Source organism: Paenibacillus sp. Y930 (assembly GCF_056786375.1).
In genome coordinates, this window is record NZ_JBXCIX010000003.1 from 474,150 (window position 1) to 495,749 (window position 21,600).

Sequence of the window (21,600 nt, forward strand, 5' to 3'; positions counted from 1 at the left end):
AACGTAAGCTAAACCAACCCCAACTAGTAAGCACCTTAATAAGTGCCACTATTGGGGCTGGTTCTATCTCAACTATTATCGTATTATCATTTTGCATTTACTATCACGCACTAACATAATTGCTTCCAGCAATATTTTTCGCTTTCTTTTTGAGTTTAGCAGCTGTGAGCGATATCTCAGTCAAATCAGTATATTGATCTGCATCAACATTGATTACCGCTATGGAAATGCTAATAAAGGGGAATTTTTTCAAGCGATGATCTCTATCTAATGAAACAATATAGTTTTTGGAGTAATCTTCTATTGAATAAAATTGTTTTTTCTCCTCTTCAAATGTAGCAATGATTTTTTCACAATACTCATTTACAAAGGGCTGAGAAATAATTGTCACAAAGTCATCGCCACCAATATGACCAACAAATAGCTCTGGTAACGTTATTGATGCGAGAGTTTTGCCAACCCACTTAATTACATCATCACCAAACTTAAAACCATATGAATCATTATAGGCTTTAAAATGATCGATATCTGCATAAACAATCGAAAATGTCTGCTTATGTTCTAACTTGTAGCGAATATATTGTTCGATGCTTTCATTACCTGGAAGCCCTGACAATGGATTTTGTTGAATTGCATTTTTCAGTCTATACTCTGTCATGAAGGTTAACAACTCATACACTGGAATAACGCCTATGAACTTACCTTCTTCTGTTACAAGAATATCATCATAAATATCCTCATACGATCTTGCCATCGCAACTCTTGATATTTCATCCACCTTCATTGAACAATCAGCGATTAAAACATTCGAATACATGACGTCTTTTAGCTTCTTTTTTAAATTTAATGACATGCCATACTGGGTTCCTAATAGGCCATACATGTCCACACTTCTAATAATACCGATTGCTATATCATTTTTTAATACTACATATGTACGCATGTATGATTTTTGCACTTTAATTTGATTTACCAAATCATCTAACTTCTCATTCTCATCTACTGTATGTCCTGGTTGTATATGAATTTCTTTCAAACTCGGAACAACATTCCAGTTTTCCAATTTTCGTACACTCCAATGTTAAATAGTTAATTAAATCCTTTATAAAGAGTTCACTATTACTATGTGATTTTACGATTTTGTCGAATAATCCCCAGAATATGTGAAGGGATTGTTGATGGATTTTGATGTGGTCTTGCTAATAGATAGCCTTGTGCATACTCTACTCCCATACGAACAAGCATAGCAAGTTCTTCCTCTAGCTCAATTCCTTCTGCTATTAAACCAATATTCATTTTTTTAGTAAACGTAATAAATGCTTCAAGTATACATTCTTTCATCCTATCCTGATGAATATTTTGGATAAGCGAGCGATCAAATTTAATATAATCAGGACAGAGCTGAGCAATTGTATTAAGCGAGGAATAACCTACTCCGGCATCATCTATTGCAATACGATAACCTTGATTACGATAATATGCTAAACATTGCCTTGCCTTAGTAAAGTCATCGATAGAACTCTGTTCTGTTATCTCGAACACTATATTATGAGGTTTATATCCACAACTTTGTAGTGCCTCTAACGTTCTTAATGATATTAACTCAGAAGCATTAATCATTTGCGGGGATATATTGAGAAATAACAGTTGTTGCATTGAATCCAAACGAGCATTTAATATCGCTTTTTCCTGTGCTAGACGTTCAAGTGTATGCAACTGACCAAACTGCTCCGCTATTGTAAATAACTGCAAAGGGGAATGAAGTATACTATGGACTGGCCCTCTTGATAATGCTTCATAACCCATCACATTTCCTGAATCGAGCTCAATAATTGGCTGATATAATGTATGTATACTCTGATCGTTCAGCACAGTTAGCAATTCATTCTCCAATTCACTATACTGTTGCGTTTCACTTATTACATGTTTCAATGACTTTCTCATGTAGTATTCATCCTATCAAATCTTAGATTTATGATTCTAATAATTTCATTCTAACATTCGATATAACGAAACAGATTAATCAGGTGTAAAATATATGTAAAAACAGTAAAAATAAGCTGTCTCCGATTATATCGAAAACAGCTTATCTACTTCACCTAAGAGTAGTATGCGAAATAACAGTTACATCATGTTACATTGTGAGTTTAAGGTATTTTCACTAACACTTCGTAGACAGTATTTGGCTTAATATTTCTAATCATGCTATCTGCAATATAATGACCATTCACGTAAGTTTCCATTAATCGCAGTCCCGCTTCTCGCTTCATAACAATATGTAGCGTTGCGCATCTAAATTCTCGTTTGACCGTAACCTCGTTCCATTCTGTTGGTAGCTGAGGCTTAATCTGTATGCCTTCACTAGTGCCTTTAATACCGAATAAACCATCAATTAGACAGCGATACATCCAAGGAACTGTGCCTGTATTGAACAGCTGACTCGAACGTCCTGCCGTACGAGGGATTTGTCTATATGCTCCGCGATAATAGTTAGGTATAAATACTGGTAACTGACCTCGCTGTACAATATCCTCTAGTGTCGGCCCTGGTAGCATTTTTCTAAGCAAACGATAAGCATTTTCTTTCTCACCTACAGCATAAAGCCCGTAAATATAGAATGCCGCAGCATGATTGTATACAGCACCATTTTCTGCGGAACCAGGATGTTTTTGAGTTACTCTACCTACATCCTCTCGCATGGCTGTATAAGAAGGAGCCAGCTTTTCAACGCCATATGGTGTTTCTAATTGCTCCTTAACCGCTCTAATTAACTTCTCTTGCTGCTCATTATTAGCAGCACCGCTCAATAGTGCCCACCCTTGTGGATTGATAAAAATCCTGCCTTCACTATCGGTGCTAATCCCGAAAACAACATTGTCATCTGTTATGCCTCTTGCATACCAATTGCCATCCCATAAATAGGTATTAATAATATCATTCGTTTCTTGCGCTGCCTGATGATAGTTATTGCTAATATGGTTTTGACCACTATTTTCACATATATTAGCCCAAACCATACATGCATAAGCTGTAGCAATGGTCAGCCATCCAGAAACACCTTTGCCTTTATAACCAACCATATTCATAGGATCACACCAATCACCTTGATTGATATAATTCAGTCCTCGACTATCTCGATCATGGATTAACCATTGCATCGCTCGATCTATATGTTCAAATATTGATGCTAGTTCCTCACTATCTGCAAATGGTACTTGTTCATCCAATATTGCATAATCATTTGTTTCATCTAAATAAGTACTTAAGCAAATAGGTAACCACACACAATGATCCGTGTGCGGGACTTGATTAATATATTTCAACTCGGCATCCTGATGTAAAACAATACCATCTGGCATGGCACCACTTACTTTTTGTTGGCTCAATGCCAGTAGAAAAGCTTCTCTAGCTATTTGAGGTTTAATATAACTCATCCCCATATGATCCTGGAGGAAGTTACGGGTTTGTGGATCTGTCGTGAGACGATTCGTTATTCCGTGATAATAGATTTGGCGGGGCAACCAGTGATTAACAAAGTTATCTAGATCAGAATCCGGAGTTTCAATCTCAATGCACCCTTTACCTTCTCTAATGTATGCATCATATTCTCGCCTAGCTAATTCGAAACCATCTTCATTATCCGAGTTTTTATCTATAAAATAAGCTTTTCGAATTTGTGCAATTTGTTCGTCATTGTTAGCTGGTCCAAAGATAAATCGATATGATTGCTCTTCTTCTTGAAGCAGATTTATTCGATATTGAAGGACAGCTACTGGCGTTTCGTATCGTGCATCTCCTTTTCCCAGTTCTTCATTACTAATTGCAGAAGGCATTGAAATTCCACCTTCTCCTTCAAATGCTTCATGATTAACTTCCCATGCAGAAGGTTTCTGGTCAGCTAGTAAAAAGGTTTTATCGTTAAATTCTTTTATTTTGTCATATTCATGATGTTTTTGATAAGGAGTAACTGATGAACATACAATTCCTTGTAAATTTTCATTGTATTCTCCAGATTGATTCATCCACGACATGTAACCGACAGTAAAATAAGGGTAAATGCTTATCTTACGTTGCCGCTGTGAAAGGTTCTTTACCTTCACTTGCCAAAGCTCCATAGCATCTGCTTTAGGCAAACTTAAGCTCATTTCTATTAATATTCCATTACATTCAACGTTCCACACGATGTCGCTCTTACCAACAGCAAAAGAAAAGTTATCTGCTGGCTTGCGTACAGGTTCGTATGGAGCAGAGAAAACTTCTCCACTTTCCTCATCCTTCACATATAGAAAGCGACCAGGATGATGAGCATAGTAAGGCTGCTCAGGTTGCATAAACGATTTGGCTTCCAAATTGGGAGCATGGGAGTATTTTGCGGGTTCTGGTTGCATGAACTGGGTTACAGCATATCCGCGACAATTCATATGAATCATCATTTTCTCATTCCATAAAAACCCTGATGCCTTAGGTAGAAGAGTTGCACTTTTCAATTCATAGTATTCGTTATTTTTTGTTGCATGGATCAATATGATCACCCTTTCCCACTAATCTTATAAATTTTTCCGGCTCTTGTCTCTATATTCACTTGGTGTTAGTCCGGTATACTTTTTGAAAATTTGTCCGAAATACTTTACGTCCTCGTATCCAACTCTATTGGCTACTTCGCTGACTTTGGCAGGTGAGGTTGCTAGAATTTCAGCAGCTCGCCCAACCTTCTTACCAGTAACGTAATCGACAAATTTCATACCCGTTTCCTTTTTGAAGATTTCGCTGAGATGATTCGGATGAAGATGTACAAACTCAGCTACCTGTTGCAATCTCAAATCCTTTCCAATTTGCTCCTCAATATAGACGATTGCTTTTTGGATATGTGCAGTCTTTCCTTCTGCATAATAATGATGATAAAGTTTCATAATCATATGCAGATGTTGAAACAGAGTATCACTAGGGTTACGATCAAGCTTATATTGCAGGGATGGCAAACTCACTTCCTGTGATCCCTTCCGACCAATGGCCGAAAGTACTCGATCAATCCATCGATGTGCTGCTATAACAACCGACTGAATAGCACTCTCAAGTGATTGAGGTGTAACCTCTGGGTCATCAAGCAGATGATTAATATAGCTTTGCACCCATAGTTTCAGCGCTATAGGATCATCTTCAAGAAGTTGTAATGATAGCTCCATCTCCTCTTCATAGGAACAAACGGTCGTTCCACCTTTTCGATGCTTAATATCTTCATACTCCCATTGATTTTGCTCTAGCAGCGATTGATATGATTTGGCTGTTACCGCTGTCAAGTATGATTCATGCCATTGACTAGGATAATCAATCTGCTGACCAGCAACAACCGTTAGCTGACATTTCAGTAAACGACTGATATTCTCAAAGATCACTCGACGCATCTGCTTCTCACTCTCTAATTTACCCATTGATATAGCGACAATTACATTATCTTTATATACGAAACTTATGCAAGGAATTAGATCCGCAACCATATTATCAACGCCGAATAAAAGTAACTCCTGTTCCAAAGCAGATTGCCCCCAGCCCTCGGCCGATATAACAATGATTTGCCATCCTTGATGACATTGTTCTAACGTAGAAAAACTTTTCTCAAATAGAATTCCGACCTCTTGCTGTAACTGCTCCCCATCAATAATGTAGCGTTTTAAGAGACGATAGCGATCCTCTCTATGTTTCATATGATCCTTACTTTGGGTAACTCGGCGCTCCTCTACCCGTTGCTTTGCCTTTAACACGGTTCGAATAATATCCTCCGGTCGACTCGTCTTTAACAGATAATCGCTAACTTGTTGACGTATTGCCTGCTGTGTATACATAAAATCATCGTATCCTGTCAATATAATAATCTCAAGATTAGGAAATATCTCTTTCACTTCCTCTGATAGTTCCAATCCCGTCTTACCGCTCATTCGAATATCCGTCATTAAAATATCTGGTCGTTCTTCTTCAATCCGCTCAAGAACCTCTTCAGCAGACGAAGCGAGAGGCAGTAAGGTTAGACCAAGGTCTCCCCACTTTATTACTTTTTCTAACCCTGTACGAATAATTACCTCATCATCCACGATCATAATTTTCATAAGGACCCTCCAAGAATGGAATAGAGAAAGATATTCGAGTACCGTTATTCGGTCTGCTCTCTATTTGTAAACATGACAGCAAACCATAGTGTAGACGAAGTCGTTCATTTACATTTCTCAAACCATAACTAGCCTCTGGACCATATACAACTGCAGATTGTTCTAATTGATTGCGTACATTATGTAATCTATCTTCCGTTATGCCAATACCATCATCAACAACAAGAAAATTCATATCGTTCCCTTGCTGCTCTATATAGATACCAATGCTACCTTTTCCAGCCTTTTTCTGAATACCGTGAATCATGGCATTTTCAATGAGAGGCTGTAAAATTAGCTTCAACATGAATTTATCCTGTAAGCTTGGATCTACGATAATATCTACCTCAAACTTATCTGGATAACGAATAGACTGTATGTCTGTATAGTTCCGAATATGTGCAAGCTCTTGATGTACGGGACAGAATTCATTTCCTTTATTCAAGCTGAATTGAAGTAGATCACTTAATGCTCCTACCATATTTGAAATTTGTTTTTCTTCTGACATAAGCGCCATCCAATGTATAGATGATAATGTGTTATATAGAAAATGAGGATTAATTTGCGCCTGTAAAGCGCGAATATCTGCCTCCTTCTTACGCGTCTCATCTCTTATAAGCTGATCTTTTAACTCCTTAATACGAGAACCTAGCTTATTGTAGCTCTCTCCTAATCTTCCTATCTCATCTCTTGATTGAGCATGATAGATTGGCATAAGATCATCGGTGTTCACCTTTGTTAACAGCCGAGTTAACATACGTAATGGATTAGTTACTCGTTGGATGACAAAGAGGACAAGCCCACCGTTAATAATAATGGAAGATAGTACAGCAACCGCTGTTAAAATTAATATAAAGCGATTTTGGGAGCTATATAGATCGTATGGCAACATACCAATAAAATTCCAGCCGTTCGTCTTTTGACTATAGTAGAGTATGGTCTTCTTGGCTGATCCTTCTCCATACACCGTTTCACCGTATAGTCCTTCATTGAATTGACTTAAAGTACCTGGAAATAACTCATCAAAAGATTTTACAAGCCATTCTTTCTCAGTTGATGAAATGACATTGCCATGTTCATTAATTAATGCGACCTTACCATTACCCTCACCAAGATTAGCCTCTGACCAATACTCAGAGAGTTCGTTTTCATCTAAACTAATGACAAGCCATCCTAGAGTTTCATATGAATAGATACTTCTCATTGGTCTAATAAGTGACATAACTTGATGCTGACCTGAAAAATCAGATACCGTATAAACTCCGGTCCAGATCTTGTCAGTCACATTGTATAAATCAACTTGATCAGACAAATTTGAAGAGTAGATGGCTGTATTAGAAAGAGAGGTATTCGCATTTTTAGAATAAAGTGAAATGTTTGATATATATTTTTTTGAGGTAGATAAATTCATCATAAAATCTAGAATTCTTGCTTGATGTTGATTATCATCCACTTCTGCGCTAAGAAATTTTTGAATGTCATTCTGGCCAATCATAAATAAGGAAATATTCTCTATGTCATCAATAATAAAACGTAGTTTATCTTCCATCTGCTTAAGCGTATCGATTCCAGATTGATTGACTTTTTCCTCGGTTACTAGAGAAGAAACTGAATAAGTAAAGACTCCTAAGGATAATAGAGGAACTAGTGTAGAGATCATAATAATGACTGATAGTTTTCTTCCAAGAGAGTTACTCATCCATTTGACCATTTCGTTACCCTCCAGAGAAATTAGGTTACTTCGCTAGCGATGCAACTTGTGCATCCTGTATTTTTTGAGCAATCATGACAGGATCGCCACCAAGTAATATTTCTTGAAGTCCATTATTCAGTACATCTGCTATCTCAGAATTAAGGCTGCTATCATATACGGGACTAATGCTTATTCTTTGAACAAGCTCATTCAATTCAATAAAAAGAGGACTTACCTTGCTCTCATCGAGTGAAATTTTGTAGCTGATTAAAGTATTACTGTCGAGTGTAGCTTGTTGACCTTTCGGTCCTGACAACGCATAGAACAACTCCATTGCAGCTTCTTTTCGTTCTCCAGTTAAATTAATATTGACGCCAAGTCCTGTGCCAACAACTCCGGATGTCGATAATGCCGCACCCTTTCCGCCTTCTATTGGAGGAAGAATCATAACATGTGTATGGTTCAGTACATCAGACATAGCATTCTTCACGATGGAGGATACTGCCCAACCACCATTAATGACCATCGCTGATTTTCCATTCAAATATAACTGCATCATTTCGTTCTCATCAATACTGTTATAACCAGATTGAAAAGCTCCAACTTCTTTCAAGTTTTGTAATACTTCAAGTGCTCGTATGAACTCAGGGTCGGTAAATGACGCACTATCTTGATTTCTCACCCTTTCAATCCAATCTGATCCTGTAATTCTATCGGCTAATGTACTAAAAATTGTGGACTGTACCACCCAGGTTGACTTGTTACCTAATGCAATTGGAATTATATTGTTACGGTTAAAAATTTCAATGGCTTGCAATAGTTCCTCCCATGTCGTAGGAACTTTGACCTGATATTGATCGAATATAGCTTTGTTGTAATATATAAATGAAGTAGGAGCTAAATTCATTGGAACAGTGTATATATGATTGTTTACGGTGTAACCATCGAAAGATCCAGGGAGAAAGTTATTTTTCCATTCTTCCTTATCCGCTAAAAAATCATCAATGGGCTGAAGATGTCCAGCCTTGACGAAATCCTTGGTCATAGCATCCGGCCACATTACAAACAGATCAGGCATTTCATCTGCTGCAGCCAGTGTACGCAATCTAGACTTTAGTCCATCTGTGGATAGTCCCTCTTCTTCTATAATAATGTTTGGGTGTGTTGCACGAAAATCCTCAAGAATAGTACGTATCGCCAGTGCCTTTCCATCTTGAACAATCCAATTATGCATAATGGTAAGCTTAATAGGTTGTGGAGTATCCATCACATTTCCACTCTCCCCTATGAGGCTACAACTAATAAGTAACATCGTGGAGATAAGCAGTATAATCGATCGAAGAAGTAATATTTTCATTTCGCCCTCTCCTTTACGATTGTCTACATAACCGTGATTTTCATATTATTTTCAGCTCGTTAATTGTGGATAAATTTTCCTTATATTATCACTATTAATTATCCTATAACTACATTCTTTTCACAATATTAACTTTTCATAAAGTATAATGCTATCCTGTTTGTTCCTATAAATAAAACCCAATAGTTAGAAAAAGCCGCCTGATTACAGTTAAGTAATAGCAGGCGGTTTGCTAGAAAGATATTAAGATTATCTCTTAGCTGCAATTTCTAATCCAAGCGTATTCAGCTTCTCATATGCTTCTTCAATTGAAGATTTTCCGAACATAACAGATTGCATCGTTGCCTTATAAGTATCGACCCATTCGGAATATCCTTCAGCTATAGGAAAGAATGGTAATGCCTTGTCTAATGCAACATCATAAATCTTTTTACCAAGCTTTTCTTGCGGTGTAAGATTTGGCTCTAGTGCCGTATAAATCTCCGGATTAATTGGAATACCACGAGTTAATGCAAGTGCACTACCTGCCTCAGCATCTGTAATAAACCATTTCAAAAACTCTTTTGCTTGCTCTTTATTTTTGGAATTAGCACTAACAGATAAGAAGATTGTTGATTGTGCCCAACCGCCACCTGCTTCGCCTACCGGAAGGTTCACAACATCAACTTGCCCTGGAAGCATACTCTCGAGTGCATTAACCGATCCTGTAGTTGCTCCACGCGTCATCACTACTCCTGAACCCATTGGATCAGAAGTAGGATCATTCTCCAATAGAGCTACCTGCTGTTCTGCTGCTGGTACAATTTTATCTTGACGTAATTGAGCAAATGTATTGTGATATTCAAAAAATAAATCCTTTTCTAAAGTAAATGTTTTTCCTCCATCACTCATTAGAGGTTTTCCACCATTCGCGGTTTGATACCACAGATACCAGTCCCAAAGGTCTGACGTATCAGAAATACCATATTGACCTTCTGGTAGTTTTTCTTTTGCTTTGCGACCAAATTCAAAATACTGTTCCCAAGTCCAGTCCTTTTGTGGTAGATCAACACCAGCAGCCTCAAGTGCTGTTTTGTTGAATGCAATACCTTGAGCATTTTGACTTAGCGGAATACCATATAGCTTGCCATCAATTTTCAAATTCTCAATTACGTTGGAGTCAACAATACCTGACAAATCAATATCAGATAGATCTTCCAATGTTCCCTTACCAACATACTCTTGAATATATGCTGCATCCATTTGTAATACATCTGTAATAGACTTAGATGCTGCTAACGTTGGTAGCTTTGCCCAAAAAGCATCCCAAGCCAAATACTCAGGCTTAAAAGTAACGTTAGCATGCTGTTTTGTATAAATTTCAAGTGCCTTTAAAGTCGCTTCATGTCTAGTATCTGGCCCCCACCACATAATTGTTAACTCGACTGGCTTCGCATCATTATCTGTAGAATTACTTACTGAACCATTATCCGTTGTCTTTGGTGTATTGGTTGTTTTACCTTCGTTAGTGCTGTTGCTTCCACATGCTGTAAGAATAAGCAGCATAGCTAACATGAACAATCCCATACTTTTTGACCATTTTTTCTTCATGACTTTAATCCCCTCTCAATTTTCGATTAGATGAAACTAACTAACCTTTAATCCCCGTCGTTGCAATACCTTCGACGAAATGCTTCTGTGCGAGAAAAAATATAATCGCAGAGGGAACAATTGATACCATAGCCATCGCAAGCATCGGCCCCCACTGGATTTCAAATTGGTCAATGTACATGCGCAATGCAAGACCTACTGTGAATTTATCGACTGAGGTCAAATAAAGCACCTGTGCAAAGAAATCATCCCAGCTCCAGATGAATGTAAAAATTGCCACAGTCACTAGTGAAGGCTTAATAAGCGGGAAAATAATTCGAAGGAAAATTCCGTATACAGATGCCCCATCGATTTTCGCTGCTTCATCAAGATCTCGTGGAATTCCACGAATAAACTGTACAAGAAGAAAGATAAAAAATGCACCACCACCAAAAAAATGTGGCAATATTAATGGGACATAGCTATTAACTAAATTAAGTTTATTGAAGAGAATGTATTGCGGTACGATAGTAACCTGAGTAGGCAACATCATCGTCATTAACAAAATGGCGAACCAAAATCCTTTTAACCGGAAATTCAATCGGGCAAAACCATAGGCTACGATTGCTGCAGTAATTACTCCTCCTGCTACATTCCAAAGCTCCATAAGTAATGTATTACCGAAGAAATGAGCAAAGGTATGCTCGGAAGGTGAGAATGACCAGCCTTGAATATAATTGTCCCAAATTGGTTCTGTTGGCCATAGGGACGGACTTTTCATTTCTTCGATCGATTTCAATGATGCGCCTAACCACCAAAACACTGGATAAATCATAAAGATAGAAAACAATATGAGCACGATATGTTTCTGCTTATTTTTGAGTTGATTCATCATTTGTCCCCCTTCCCATCTGACTCATAAAACACCCAGTAACGAGAGACAAAGAAATTCAACGCCGTAATAATAGCTACAATAACTAGCAATACCCAAGCAAGTGCAGACGCATAGCCCATCTGAAAATGCTTAAATGCCTTCTCATAGAGGAACAGAGCATACATATAGGTGGAGTGCATCGGACCACCCTTTGTAATAATGAGTGCAGCGGTAAACATTTGGAAGGAACCGATGATACCTAATATCAAATTAAAGAACATAACTGGAGATAACATTGGTAAAGTGATATGGAAAAACTTTCGTACTTTTGCTGCTCCATCAACAGAAGCCGATTCATACAGCTCAGAAGGAATTTGCTTAAGTCCTGCCAGAAAAATAACCATCGTTGAGCCAAATTGCCATACATTAAGTAATACGAGTGAGCCAAGTGCTGTATCAGGATTGGAGACCCACCCGATTCCTTGAATGCCAAACCAAGAAAGCATTTCATTGACGTAACCATCTAAACCAAATATATTTCTCCAAAGTAGAGATACTGCAATGCTACCGCCAATTAGCGATGGAAAATAAATTACCGTTCTATAAAAATTCATCCCTTTTAGTTTTTGATTAAGCAGTAATGCTACTAAAAGCGAAAAGATTAATTTTAACGGCAATGATACTAATACGAAAATAAAAGTCACCCTTAAGGATGCAGTAAAATCATCGTCCCTAGTAAAGATTTTTTTGTAATTATCTAGTCCTGACCATTCTGGATCTGAAAGTAATGAATAATCCGTGAAAGAAAGATAGAATGATTGCATAATCGGCCATAACGTAAGTAATAAAAATCCAATCAACCATGGAGATATGAAGATATACCCCGCCAAGTTATTCATGCCATTTTTTGAACGTTTACGCTTAATGGGCACGGTATTATTTTCATTCTTATCAGTCTCCATACGAATTTCTCCCTTCTCATATTATCTACTGATAACATTAAAGGAATAATCTAAGAGCGAACAGGTGAGGAAATCAACTTGAATAGGTGAAAAAATAAAGATAAATACGCTCTAGCCATTACAAACAAGGACCACAAGAAACAATATCGTGAATGAAACAAAAAACACATCGCTTTATGAGCATTCAGCCCATAAAGCGATGTATTTAAGCTTTCTATTTTTGGCTCAAAACCAAAATCAATGCTTGAATATCAATCAAGGTTGATTTTGATGTCTTCACACCATTTGATGCATTTGGGCTCCATTAAGGTCAAATAACGACTTCTATGTCCGTTAGAATGCCATTCGACCCTAATATTCACAAATAACGGCTTTCGATAATTTGAATTATTGCTTGGCTGTTAAATCTTAAGATCAGATCTCCATAATAGCTGTACGGCAAACTAGCAATCGTTGATATTGTGTGACTTCTGTTGCTTATCAATATAACCACTGGATTTCCCCTATCAGAATCCAATTCATTTTTCTCTCAGAATTACTCTTAATTTTATTTCTCCCATATCAATTCAGCACCGTCAAGAACAGAATACCAAGGATTAGTACTTAGCTTCATAGCTAATTTTTCAGAATCAAAATCTGTATAATATACAGCGTCGACCATTTCGCTTTCTGGAATTTGAAAGATAAATTCTTGCTCATTACGTACTTCTTCATTATCCATAAGTTTTCTTGAATGCGAATTTGCGATAGATTCTTTATAGTGTAAGAAGACCACATTCTTTTCCTCACCATTAATTTCAAGGGTAATCGGATGCGTCATACTTGTCGATTGATAACTAATCCCATAATAATGTGTAACGAGCTGATCTTTATTTTGTGTTTCAATTTTAATTACATCTTCTGAGTAAGGTACAACTGTTGCATAAACAAATACATATAAGTAAGCTCCTATGAGAATTAAAGCTGTAATTAGTACTGATAATCCTGAAATCATAATTTTTTTATTTAGCCATTTTTTTTGAATACGCTTAATGATTAATGTCTCTTTATCGACGGGAATAATAAGATTCCGCTTCATTGCTGCATATTCATTCGCACATTGCTCACACTGTTCAAAGTGCTCTTCTACCAGCTTCTTCATCTACAAACTCCGAATCTACTTGCCACTTCTTTTTCTTGTAATAAGAGAAATATGTATTTTTAGCAATAGTAAAAAGCCACGCTCGAATATCCTTAGATCCATCGAAACTATCAATTGATTTTAATGCTTTAAAAAACGCTTCTTGAGTAATTTCCTCAGCTATACTTTCGTTATGAGCTAATGATCTAAGATATAAATATACTTCTTGAAAGTACGCGCGATAGATTTCCTCAAATCTCATATTTTCACTCCTTTCACTAATATAACTTCTAACTTTTCATTACGTTACAAGAAAAATGTTTTTTTATTTGTAGTTCTTTAGAGTCATCCGTTTTTGTAATCATAACAAAAAAATCCAGTCAGAGATGTTACGCTCTTTTCATAGCATCAATATCTATATTCGCTCTAGCTAATTTGATTATTTTATTGTTATTTTCCCACTCATAAACTTCGGAACAACCGCCCTCACCAACTTTTCCACCAATCAATGCACTCATTTAGAAATCCTTCCATTCTGAAGGTAACAAACCCTTATAAATATGTCAAAACTGTGAATACTGTTAATTTTTCGCATGTATTATACCATAAAATTACATAAAAATCAAGTGTTGTTTCATTAACTGTCCCCATGTTATAACAGAAATGAGGTGATAGATAATGGAAAATAAGAGTTTAACTGCGCTTATCAGTGCATTCTCAAGAGCGTATCATACTGAGCATAATCAGATTAAAATTTTTGATGATCAAATTGCTAGACAACTATTAACCGATGAAGAATATGAGAATATTTCCAGTAATATGTCTCAAGCAATAGCGTTCTTCCAACCTGAATTTGATGGTTCACAGGAGCAAGCGCTACGCAGGATTAATGATTACCAACTTTCTCCTTCTCCAATTGGTAGAGCCGCCTTTGCAGAGCGAGCACTAGAGCTTGCAACTACACTCGGCGCCAGACAATATCTCATTTTTGCCGCAGGTTATGACACCTTCGCTTATCGCCAGCCGAAGTGGGCATCGCAATTACAAATCTTTGAAATCGATCATCTTTTTACTGCTACCGACAAACTCAGACGTGTATCCACCTTAAATATGATTAAACCCTCAAATCTACACTGCATTTCAGCCGACTTTCTCGAAACTGACTGGCAGAACCTTCTACTAGCCTGCCCAGCTTTTAACAGAAATCTAATCAGTTTTAGTAGTCTGCTAGGAATTAGCTATTATTTGCCTAAGGATGTATTTAAGCATCTCTTGTCTACTATTGCTTCGATGATTCCGAGCGGGAGCAGTATCGTTTTTGATTATCCCGATGAGCATACATTCACTTCTCAAGCAGCTCAACGTACACAAAAGCAGGTAATGATGGCTGCTCAAGCAGGTGAACCTATGCAGGCCAGTTATTCTTATTCTGAGTTGGAGCAAATGTTAGCATCTGTTAATCTGCTCATCTATCAGCATTTGACTCCTGCGGAAATTACCGGAGAGTTGTTTCAAGCTTATAATGAAAGTCAGCCTGAAAATAAAATAACAGCGTTCGATAATGTAAATTATTGCTTGGCAGTTAAATCTTAAGTTCACTGTACGCCAAACAGGGCGAGTTACAAACACTCCCCCTGTTTGGCTATCTTTTTCTACTGAAATGATGATACTCCTTCATAGCAACTAGTATGCTTAGAGTTTTGTATACTATCCAATTCCTCATAATAATTAGCGCGCTAATATATTGAGTACTTGTTCACTTATAATATACATCGCCTTAGCGTCTTGTTGCGAAACCACTAGTGCATAAGCCCCTTCAATCAACGCTTGAATAGTAATCGCTAAGTTCACAGATTCCTGCTTATCAAAACCTGAACTTTCAATTTTTGCTGCAAATGTGTTAATCCAACTTTCATAAACTTCTTCACACGTTTCCCGAAGAATAGTATTCGTATCTGACACTTCTCTGGCAATCGCAACTAATGAAAAAATATCCTTAGATTCCTTCTGCATTTCAATCTCATTTGCTTTATTCTTCAAATGATTATGAATAGCTAATGCAGCGTCAGACTCTTTTGCTAATGCGTCCTCGATACGTTGTTTAATAATTTGACCTGTTCGTATAATCGCTTCTTGTGCAAGCTGTTCTTTCCCATTCTCAAAATAATAATAAACTGATCCTCTTGGTGTATTACTTTCTTTTGATATTTGGTTCAATGTTGTTGCATGATACCCTTGTTTACGAAATAGACGTGACGCAGCCATTAGAATCTTCTCTTTTGTAGTAATCTCCATATTTTTTCACTCTTTCTAAATGCTATTCATTTCATTTTAGCGAAAAGAGTAATTAATTCCAACTATGTTGACATTATTAATAATATTACATAAAATATGTTGAGGGATTATACTGAACGGTCAATATAATTAGGAGATGAAAAAATGAATAATGAGGACAGATTGCCTAGAAACGCAAAAGAAGGTATTTTATTTTTACTAATTATTTCAATAATATCCGTGAACACAATAGCGCCTATTATTGTGGGACTGGAACGTGGATTTAGTAAAGAAGTATATCTAGATACTTTAAAGATTATCCCGATCATGTGGGTAATCGTCGTTTTATTAGTTAGATTAGTTGCTGGACCGATTGTTGGCAAAGTAATGCCAAAATTCGTAGGACAAACGGATGGATTTAATGCCCGAGTTCTATTGAATACGATATTGAATGTTACCGTATTATCTCTCGTGTTATCGATTATTGGAACTTGGGTTGGTATGAAACAAATCAGTCTAGAACCATTTCAAAACTTCCTTCACATTTGGCCAAGAAATTTTGGTGTCGCATTCTGGATTGAACTATTAGTTGCACAACCAATCGCTCGCTTTGCTATGAAAAAACTACATCAAAGTCAGGCACGTAAAGCAGCAAGTAACACTCAGTTGAATCAAAATTAATCATATTGTACATTCTAATATTGCAGCAACAAAACAGCCAGTCAGAGACGTATTCTGACTGGCCATTATTATGAAATACTTGATTGGATCTTTTCCATTTCAACTGAAGCTAATATAAATGCACCTACACCATGCAAATCATTTTCGCTCGTAGGTCTGGTCACATAGTTTTGATAATCACCTGCTGAAGTACCGATACAAATTTTAGGAAGTATAAAGTGCTTGTCAAACTCAATCGTTTCCAGCAATCCCTGATAACCCCTATTGGCGGCGACGAATGAATCTTCCCCCACAAGCCCTCTTTGATAAGCTTTTGCAATCGCATATACGAACAAGCATGTACCTGATGTTTCTAGCCAATTATCTTCTTGCTCAACTTTATCAACGACTTGATACCAAAGACCTGATTCTTCATCTTGATATGGTAGTAATGCATTTACGAATTGTGATAGTACCTGCTCCCATTGCTTCACTCTTGTATCTGTCTCAGGTAACTCATCGAGAAATTGGCTAATCGCTAAGCCATACCACCCAAGTGAGCGAGCCCAGAACTCAGGGGAACAGCCCGTCTCCTCATTTGCCCATGGCATTTGTTTGCTTTCATCCCATGCATGATAGAGCAAACCCGTCTTCTCATCACGCATATGTTCTCGCATCAATTGCTCCTGCAAAAAGACCAGTTCTCTAAGCTCCGGCTCATCAAATGCGTTCGCGTATTTCAAAGCAAATACTCCACCCATATATAATCCATCTAGCCACATATTATACGGGTATTTATCCTTATGCCAAAATCCACCTTCACTCGTACGATTTAACGTTTCAAATAGATAGCGGAGCTTTTGGGCTGCTTTTTCATAGCGACCATCGTCAGGATATTGCTCCGCTAAACGAAACAGTAACAATCCTGGCTGAATCGCATCAAGCTCATCCCTTGCAAAATAGAGATTACCATCTTCATCAATTAACTGATCAACATAGCGTTTAATATATTGTTCATAGCTTTCTTTCCCCGTAAGTGAAAACACCTGCTCCATACCGCATAGAAATACTCCCTGGTGATAGTGCCACCGATGAGCTGGCGGCAGTTCTTCTGGCACATAATTTTCCATCAATGATTGACATGCAGACTCTGCCCAATCAAGCGGAGACCAATTCAATTGTCTGTTCATCATTACCTCCTAAAACTTTTTATTGCTGCTTGATATGCTTCTTGTAAATAAAATGTAGCTTCGATAGCTTAACCTTTTATCGAACCTAGCATCGCACCCTTCGCAAAATGCTTTTGTAGGAATGGATACACACAGAGGATCGGCAAAGTAGCTACAACAATAACAGCCATTTTCACCGTTTGCTCTGGTGGAGGCACCGATGCATCTAACTCTGCACCAAACTCTAGACCACTCGCTAGTACTACGATTTGTCGAAGTAATACTTGAATAGGCCATTTGGCAGCATCATTTAAGTACAATATTGCGCTTAAATACGTATTCCAGTAGGTAACAGCATAGAACAAAGATAAAGTTGCGATAGCAGGCATTGATAATGGCAGTACGATCCGGAATAGAATACCAAAATCACTACACCCATCAATTTTAGCAGATTCCTCAAGACCTTCAGGAATGTTTTGGAAAAAGTTTTTTAATATAATTAAATTAAATGCGGTAATTGCTGATGGAATAATTAATGCCAAGTAACTATCGATTAGATTCAGTTTACTTACGACGAGAAATGTAGGAATTAAGCCACCACTAAATAACATCGTAAATACAACCAAAAACATAATGTATTTACGACCATCCAAGTCACGTCGTGATAATCCATATGCCATTAATGCTGTAATTAGCATGCTGAATATCGTACCGAAGAAGGTCACTCCTACTGAAACTCCCATCGCTCTAAAAATAGTATCGGTCGAGAAAATAAAACGATAGGCTTCAAAGCTCCATTCTGTTGGAATAAGAACGAAGCGTTTCACAGCTAATTCCGCACTCGTTGTAAATGAACCTGCCACTACATGCATAAAGGGCAGCACAGTTATCAACGAAATGATGGATAACAACAAATAATTAATAATGCCAAACATACGCCCAGTAAATGTACGATCCTCAACCATGAGCTCACCTCCTCATCTCAGATTAATAAACGCCTTCCTCACCCATTTTCTTCGCCAAATAATTAGCAAGCACGACTAGAACTAAGCCTACTAAAGATTTAAATAAACCAATGGCTGAAGCGTAACTGAACTGTCCCTGACGCAAGCCGGCCGTATAAACGTAAGTATCTATAATTTCAGCAACTTCGCGATTCATTGAATTTAAGAGCAAGTACACATGCTCAAAACCAAGTTCTAGCACATCACCGATTTTCAAAATTAATAATATAATAATAACGCTACGAATCGCTGGTAAAGTAATATGCCATACCTGTCTCATTCTGGATGCGCCATCTATCCGCGCCGCTTCATATTGCCCAGGATCCACCGATGCAATTGCAGCTAAATATATAATCGTTCCCCACCCAGCTTCACGCCAGATTACTTGAAGGATATATACAGGTCTGAACCAACCGTTATTGAGCAGGAAATTGACTTTTTCAAATCCAAAAAAGACTAATAGCTCATTAATAATTCCACCATCCATCGTAAGCATGACGAAGCTTATCGATACAATAATGACCCAAGAAAGAAAATGCGGTAAATATACAAGGGATTGAAAAAACCGTTTGAAAAATGTAATCCGAACCTCATTTAACATTAAAGCTAAAATAATCGGTACTGGAAAATAAATTAGCAAATTCAACCCGAATAAAATTAACGTATTGAATAGTATGTTTAAGAAGTCTGGTTCTGTGAATAAACGCTTAAAATGTTCAAATCCAACCCACTCACTACCCGAGAATCCAAAGAATGGCTTAAAATCTTGAAAAGCTATTACTAATCCAAACATAGGAATATATTTAAATATTATAAAAAATAAAATTCCCGGAGTGATCATGACATACAACCATTTATTTCGCCATAATCGCCTCTTTAGTTCACTGCTAGACCGTGTTCCTGGAACATGTGCTTTCTCTATTACTACATCTTGCATCATTCTTCTCTCCTTTCCCACGTTGCATTTCGAGGGGAAGAGAAGGGCATAGCAGATCTATGCTTAGCCCTTCCGCAGCCACCCTGCTTATATCTAGTCAGTCTTATTGTTTGTAAGCAGCATTAAATTCATCGATCATTTGTTGACCCCCACGTTTTTTCCAATCTTCAATAGCTGCATTAAATCCAGCAAGATCAATTGAACCGTACATGTACTTATATGTTGCGTCTGTAATCAGCTCTTGCAGCTGAGTTGCTTTTTCTGCATAAGTAGCAGAATCAAGCGCTGCTGTTGGATCATGAATCGCTACCTTAGCATTTTCAATAATTAATTGTTCTGCTAAAATACGTGCCTCAAGTGTGTTTAATGCCTCTAATCTACCACTTGTTTCTGGTTCTCCAATAACACTATCTTTGAATCCTTTAACTTCACGCTCAGTTAACTCTTTATCATCAGATGGCTTTGCTTCCCCATCTACTGCTGTATAGTGAACACCTTCAATTCCCCAGAACATTAGATTAGATATTTCAGGTGTCATCATCGCATCAAAGAAGGCAAGTATTTTCTTAAGCTCATCTTCATTTTTGATCGCTGTTTTCGGGAATAGTACAACATTGTTGTATCCAGGAATCGCCCAAGTAGACACATTACCATCTGGTCCTTCCATTAGTGCGTGTACACTTGCATTTGCTGTAGGGACATTTTTAACTAAGTCCTTATCTAAAGAATCAATATCTTGCATAGATCCGATATATGCGCCAGCTTTACCACTAGTAAACAGGGCTACTTGATCTGTTTTACTAGTCGCTGCAAAGTCTACATTCATTAAGTTATTGTCACGAATCTTCTTCATATAATCCATCGATGCAATGTACTCTTCAGAAGTGAATTCTGGCAATAGCTGCCCATCCTTTTCGCCCCATCCATTGGGAGTAGCAAACCAAGAAGCTATTGTTTTGAATGCACCGTAGATTAGATCATTACGATCTGCCAAACCAATCGTATCGGCGATACCATTATTGTCTGGATCCCCATTCGTAAACTTGTCTAGCATTGTATACAGATCCTCAACTGTTTTCGGCGCCTCTAAATCTAAGCTATCAGCCCAGTCCTTGCGATAAATTAGACCTTGTCGTGCAAGTGGACGACCAATATATAAGGAATACAGCTTTTCATCTACCTTTGTATTATTCAAAATTTCTGGCTTCAATTTATTCAGGTTAGGGAATTCCGCTAAATAAGGTCCAATTTCCCAAAACTGTCCATCACGAATGGCTTCCCTCATTTGTAAAAAAGTTGCTTGATTTTTCAAGTAGACGACTTGTGGTAATGTGCTCGTTGCTAGTGACGTATTTAATTTCTCCTCATACGTATCTGCCGGGGAAAATTGGTATGTTAGTTTTGTATTTGTTAGTTTTTCAAGCTCATTTTTGATCGTGTCTGGTGGTGTTTCTGCAACATTTAATGGTAGCATAATCGTAATTTCAGTTGGCTTGGCTGGTACCTCTTCATCTTTGTTCTCATTTCCTTTAACATCTGTTGTCCCTTTTGGTGTTGGTGTTGGATCAGAACTACCTTTGTTATTTCCTCCACATGCACTCAACACCAGAGAAAGCGCTAACAAAATACTTAATACAATAACTATTGGCTTTTTCTTCATAAACGATGACCCCCATTTTCATTATTAAAAATAGCTGAACCGGTGTCTTAAAATCATTCGTCATCTGTAAGCTTCTATACCGTAACATCTGCAGATATGGTTCAGAAATAATCATTTGTTCATGCTCATGCCTAATGAATCAATATATGAGTTAATGATTATGAAGAGAGATAGTGACACT

At 37.4% G+C, this 21,600-nt stretch carries 19 protein-coding genes; 2 read left to right on the forward strand and 17 right to left on the reverse strand.

What is annotated here, in order from left to right:
• Positions 1-103 precede the first annotated feature (103 nt).
• The 12 genes from AC1TO5_RS11005 to AC1TO5_RS11060 all read right to left on the reverse strand — a co-directional run bounded on the left by AC1TO5_RS11005 (position 104) and on the right by AC1TO5_RS11060 (position 14,233).
• The gene (locus AC1TO5_RS11005) at positions 104-1,063 is read right to left on the reverse strand and encodes a GGDEF domain-containing protein (protein WP_482062846.1); all 960 of its coding nucleotides are present in this window, start codon (positions 1,061-1,063) and stop codon (positions 104-106) included.
• A gap of 59 nt (positions 1,064-1,122) precedes the next feature.
• Complete coding sequence (locus tag AC1TO5_RS11010; protein WP_482062847.1) at positions 1,123-1,944, reverse strand: EAL domain-containing protein; 822 nt, start codon at positions 1,942-1,944, stop codon at positions 1,123-1,125.
• Between the two features lie 203 nt (positions 1,945-2,147).
• A complete protein-coding gene (locus tag AC1TO5_RS11015; protein WP_482062848.1) occupies positions 2,148-4,523 on the reverse strand; it encodes a GH36-type glycosyl hydrolase domain-containing protein in 2,376 nt (791 codons plus the stop codon).
• Between the two features lie 24 nt (positions 4,524-4,547).
• A complete protein-coding gene (locus tag AC1TO5_RS11020) occupies positions 4,548-6,101 on the reverse strand; it encodes a response regulator transcription factor (RefSeq protein ID WP_482062849.1) in 1,554 nt (517 codons plus the stop codon).
• Positions 6,079-7,851: a sensor histidine kinase gene (locus AC1TO5_RS11025; protein WP_482062850.1), complete on the reverse strand. Its 1,773-nt coding sequence runs from the start codon at positions 7,849-7,851 to the stop codon at positions 6,079-6,081. Before AC1TO5_RS11025 ends, AC1TO5_RS11020 begins: the two co-directional genes overlap by 23 nt.
• Positions 7,852-7,876: 25 nt before the next feature.
• A complete protein-coding gene (locus tag AC1TO5_RS11030) occupies positions 7,877-9,190 on the reverse strand; it encodes an extracellular solute-binding protein (protein WP_482062851.1) in 1,314 nt (437 codons plus the stop codon).
• 249 nt (positions 9,191-9,439) lie between these two features.
• Complete coding sequence (locus AC1TO5_RS11035; RefSeq protein ID WP_482062852.1) at positions 9,440-10,780, reverse strand: ABC transporter substrate-binding protein; 1,341 nt, start codon at positions 10,778-10,780, stop codon at positions 9,440-9,442.
• Positions 10,781-10,820: 40 nt separating this feature from the next.
• Positions 10,821-11,654, reverse strand: a complete 834-nt coding sequence (locus AC1TO5_RS11040; RefSeq protein WP_482062853.1) for a carbohydrate ABC transporter permease — start codon at positions 11,652-11,654, stop codon at positions 10,821-10,823.
• A complete protein-coding gene (locus tag AC1TO5_RS11045; protein WP_482062854.1) occupies positions 11,651-12,595 on the reverse strand; it encodes a carbohydrate ABC transporter permease in 945 nt (314 codons plus the stop codon). The genes AC1TO5_RS11040 and AC1TO5_RS11045 overlap by 4 nt, the downstream gene beginning before the upstream one ends.
• Positions 12,596-13,142: 547 nt before the next feature.
• Positions 13,143-13,736, reverse strand: coding sequence for a hypothetical protein (locus AC1TO5_RS11050; protein WP_482062855.1), 594 nt, complete (start codon positions 13,734-13,736; stop codon positions 13,143-13,145).
• The gene (locus AC1TO5_RS11055) at positions 13,708-13,977 is read right to left on the reverse strand and encodes an RNA polymerase sigma factor (protein ID WP_482062856.1); all 270 of its coding nucleotides are present in this window, start codon (positions 13,975-13,977) and stop codon (positions 13,708-13,710) included. Before AC1TO5_RS11055 ends, AC1TO5_RS11050 begins: the two co-directional genes overlap by 29 nt.
• A 127-nt stretch (positions 13,978-14,104) precedes the next feature.
• Positions 14,105-14,233 carry a hypothetical protein gene (locus tag AC1TO5_RS11060; RefSeq protein ID WP_482062857.1) on the reverse strand — a complete coding sequence of 43 codons (129 nt, stop codon included), beginning with the start codon at positions 14,231-14,233 and terminating at the stop codon, positions 14,105-14,107.
• Between the two features lie 160 nt (positions 14,234-14,393).
• Here AC1TO5_RS11060 and AC1TO5_RS11065 point away from each other — a divergent pair, with 160 nt between their 5' ends.
• On the forward strand, positions 14,394-15,308 hold the full coding sequence (locus tag AC1TO5_RS11065) for a class I SAM-dependent methyltransferase (RefSeq protein ID WP_482062858.1): 915 nt from the start codon (positions 14,394-14,396) through the stop codon (positions 15,306-15,308).
• Between the two features lie 135 nt (positions 15,309-15,443).
• On the opposite strand, the gene AC1TO5_RS11070 is transcribed toward AC1TO5_RS11065, so the two are convergent.
• The gene (locus AC1TO5_RS11070) at positions 15,444-16,010 is read right to left on the reverse strand and encodes a TetR/AcrR family transcriptional regulator (RefSeq protein ID WP_482062859.1); all 567 of its coding nucleotides are present in this window, start codon (positions 16,008-16,010) and stop codon (positions 15,444-15,446) included.
• 144 nt (positions 16,011-16,154) lie between these two features.
• Here AC1TO5_RS11070 and AC1TO5_RS11075 point away from each other — a divergent pair, with 144 nt between their 5' ends.
• A complete protein-coding gene (locus tag AC1TO5_RS11075; protein WP_482062860.1) occupies positions 16,155-16,670 on the forward strand; it encodes a DUF2798 domain-containing protein in 516 nt (171 codons plus the stop codon).
• A 68-nt stretch (positions 16,671-16,738) separates the two neighbouring features.
• On the opposite strand, the gene AC1TO5_RS11080 is transcribed toward AC1TO5_RS11075, so the two are convergent.
• The 4 genes from AC1TO5_RS11080 to AC1TO5_RS11095 all read right to left on the reverse strand — a co-directional run bounded on the left by AC1TO5_RS11080 (position 16,739) and on the right by AC1TO5_RS11095 (position 21,419).
• Positions 16,739-17,842: a glycoside hydrolase family 88/105 protein gene (locus tag AC1TO5_RS11080; protein WP_482062861.1), complete on the reverse strand. Its 1,104-nt coding sequence runs from the start codon at positions 17,840-17,842 to the stop codon at positions 16,739-16,741.
• A gap of 65 nt (positions 17,843-17,907) precedes the next feature.
• Positions 17,908-18,783, reverse strand: coding sequence for a carbohydrate ABC transporter permease (locus AC1TO5_RS11085; RefSeq protein WP_482062862.1), 876 nt, complete (start codon positions 18,781-18,783; stop codon positions 17,908-17,910).
• Positions 18,784-18,805: 22 nt separating this feature from the next.
• Positions 18,806-19,762 carry an ABC transporter permease gene (locus AC1TO5_RS11090; protein ID WP_482062863.1) on the reverse strand — a complete coding sequence of 319 codons (957 nt, stop codon included), beginning with the start codon at positions 19,760-19,762 and terminating at the stop codon, positions 18,806-18,808.
• A gap of 100 nt (positions 19,763-19,862) precedes the next feature.
• Positions 19,863-21,419: an extracellular solute-binding protein gene (locus AC1TO5_RS11095; protein ID WP_482062864.1), complete on the reverse strand. Its 1,557-nt coding sequence runs from the start codon at positions 21,417-21,419 to the stop codon at positions 19,863-19,865.
• Positions 21,420-21,600 lie beyond the last annotated feature (181 nt).

Bases quoted from the DNA above. Each gene is read 5' to 3' on its own strand.
- AC1TO5_RS11060 (WP_482062857.1), bottom strand. From the start codon at position 14,233: ATGAGTGCATTGATTGGTGGAAAAGTTGGTGAGGGCGGTTGTTCCGAA.
- AC1TO5_RS11075 (WP_482062860.1), top strand. From the start codon at position 16,155: ATGAATAATGAGGACAGATTGCCTAGAAACGCAAAAGAAGGTATTTTA.
- AC1TO5_RS11090 (WP_482062863.1), bottom strand. From the start codon at position 19,762: ATGATGCAAGATGTAGTAATAGAGAAAGCACATGTTCCAGGAACACGG.
- AC1TO5_RS11045 (WP_482062854.1), bottom strand. From the start codon at position 12,595: ATGGAGACTGATAAGAATGAAAATAATACCGTGCCCATTAAGCGTAAA.
- AC1TO5_RS11080 (WP_482062861.1), bottom strand. From the start codon at position 17,842: ATGATGAACAGACAATTGAATTGGTCTCCGCTTGATTGGGCAGAGTCT.
- AC1TO5_RS11065 (WP_482062858.1), top strand. From the start codon at position 14,394: ATGGAAAATAAGAGTTTAACTGCGCTTATCAGTGCATTCTCAAGAGCG.
- AC1TO5_RS11035 (WP_482062852.1), bottom strand. From the start codon at position 10,780: ATGAAGAAAAAATGGTCAAAAAGTATGGGATTGTTCATGTTAGCTATG.
- AC1TO5_RS11070 (WP_482062859.1), bottom strand. From the start codon at position 16,010: ATGGAGATTACTACAAAAGAGAAGATTCTAATGGCTGCGTCACGTCTA.
- AC1TO5_RS11010 (WP_482062847.1), bottom strand. From the start codon at position 1,944: ATGAGAAAGTCATTGAAACATGTAATAAGTGAAACGCAACAGTATAGT.
- AC1TO5_RS11085 (WP_482062862.1), bottom strand. From the start codon at position 18,783: ATGGTTGAGGATCGTACATTTACTGGGCGTATGTTTGGCATTATTAAT.
- AC1TO5_RS11030 (WP_482062851.1), bottom strand. From the start codon at position 9,190: ATGAAAATATTACTTCTTCGATCGATTATACTGCTTATCTCCACGATG.
- AC1TO5_RS11050 (WP_482062855.1), bottom strand. From the start codon at position 13,736: ATGAAGAAGCTGGTAGAAGAGCACTTTGAACAGTGTGAGCAATGTGCG.
- AC1TO5_RS11040 (WP_482062853.1), bottom strand. From the start codon at position 11,654: ATGATGAATCAACTCAAAAATAAGCAGAAACATATCGTGCTCATATTG.
- AC1TO5_RS11025 (WP_482062850.1), bottom strand. From the start codon at position 7,851: ATGGTCAAATGGATGAGTAACTCTCTTGGAAGAAAACTATCAGTCATT.
- AC1TO5_RS11055 (WP_482062856.1), bottom strand. From the start codon at position 13,977: ATGAGATTTGAGGAAATCTATCGCGCGTACTTTCAAGAAGTATATTTA.
- AC1TO5_RS11020 (WP_482062849.1), bottom strand. From the start codon at position 6,101: ATGAAAATTATGATCGTGGATGATGAGGTAATTATTCGTACAGGGTTA.
- AC1TO5_RS11095 (WP_482062864.1), bottom strand. From the start codon at position 21,419: ATGAAGAAAAAGCCAATAGTTATTGTATTAAGTATTTTGTTAGCGCTT.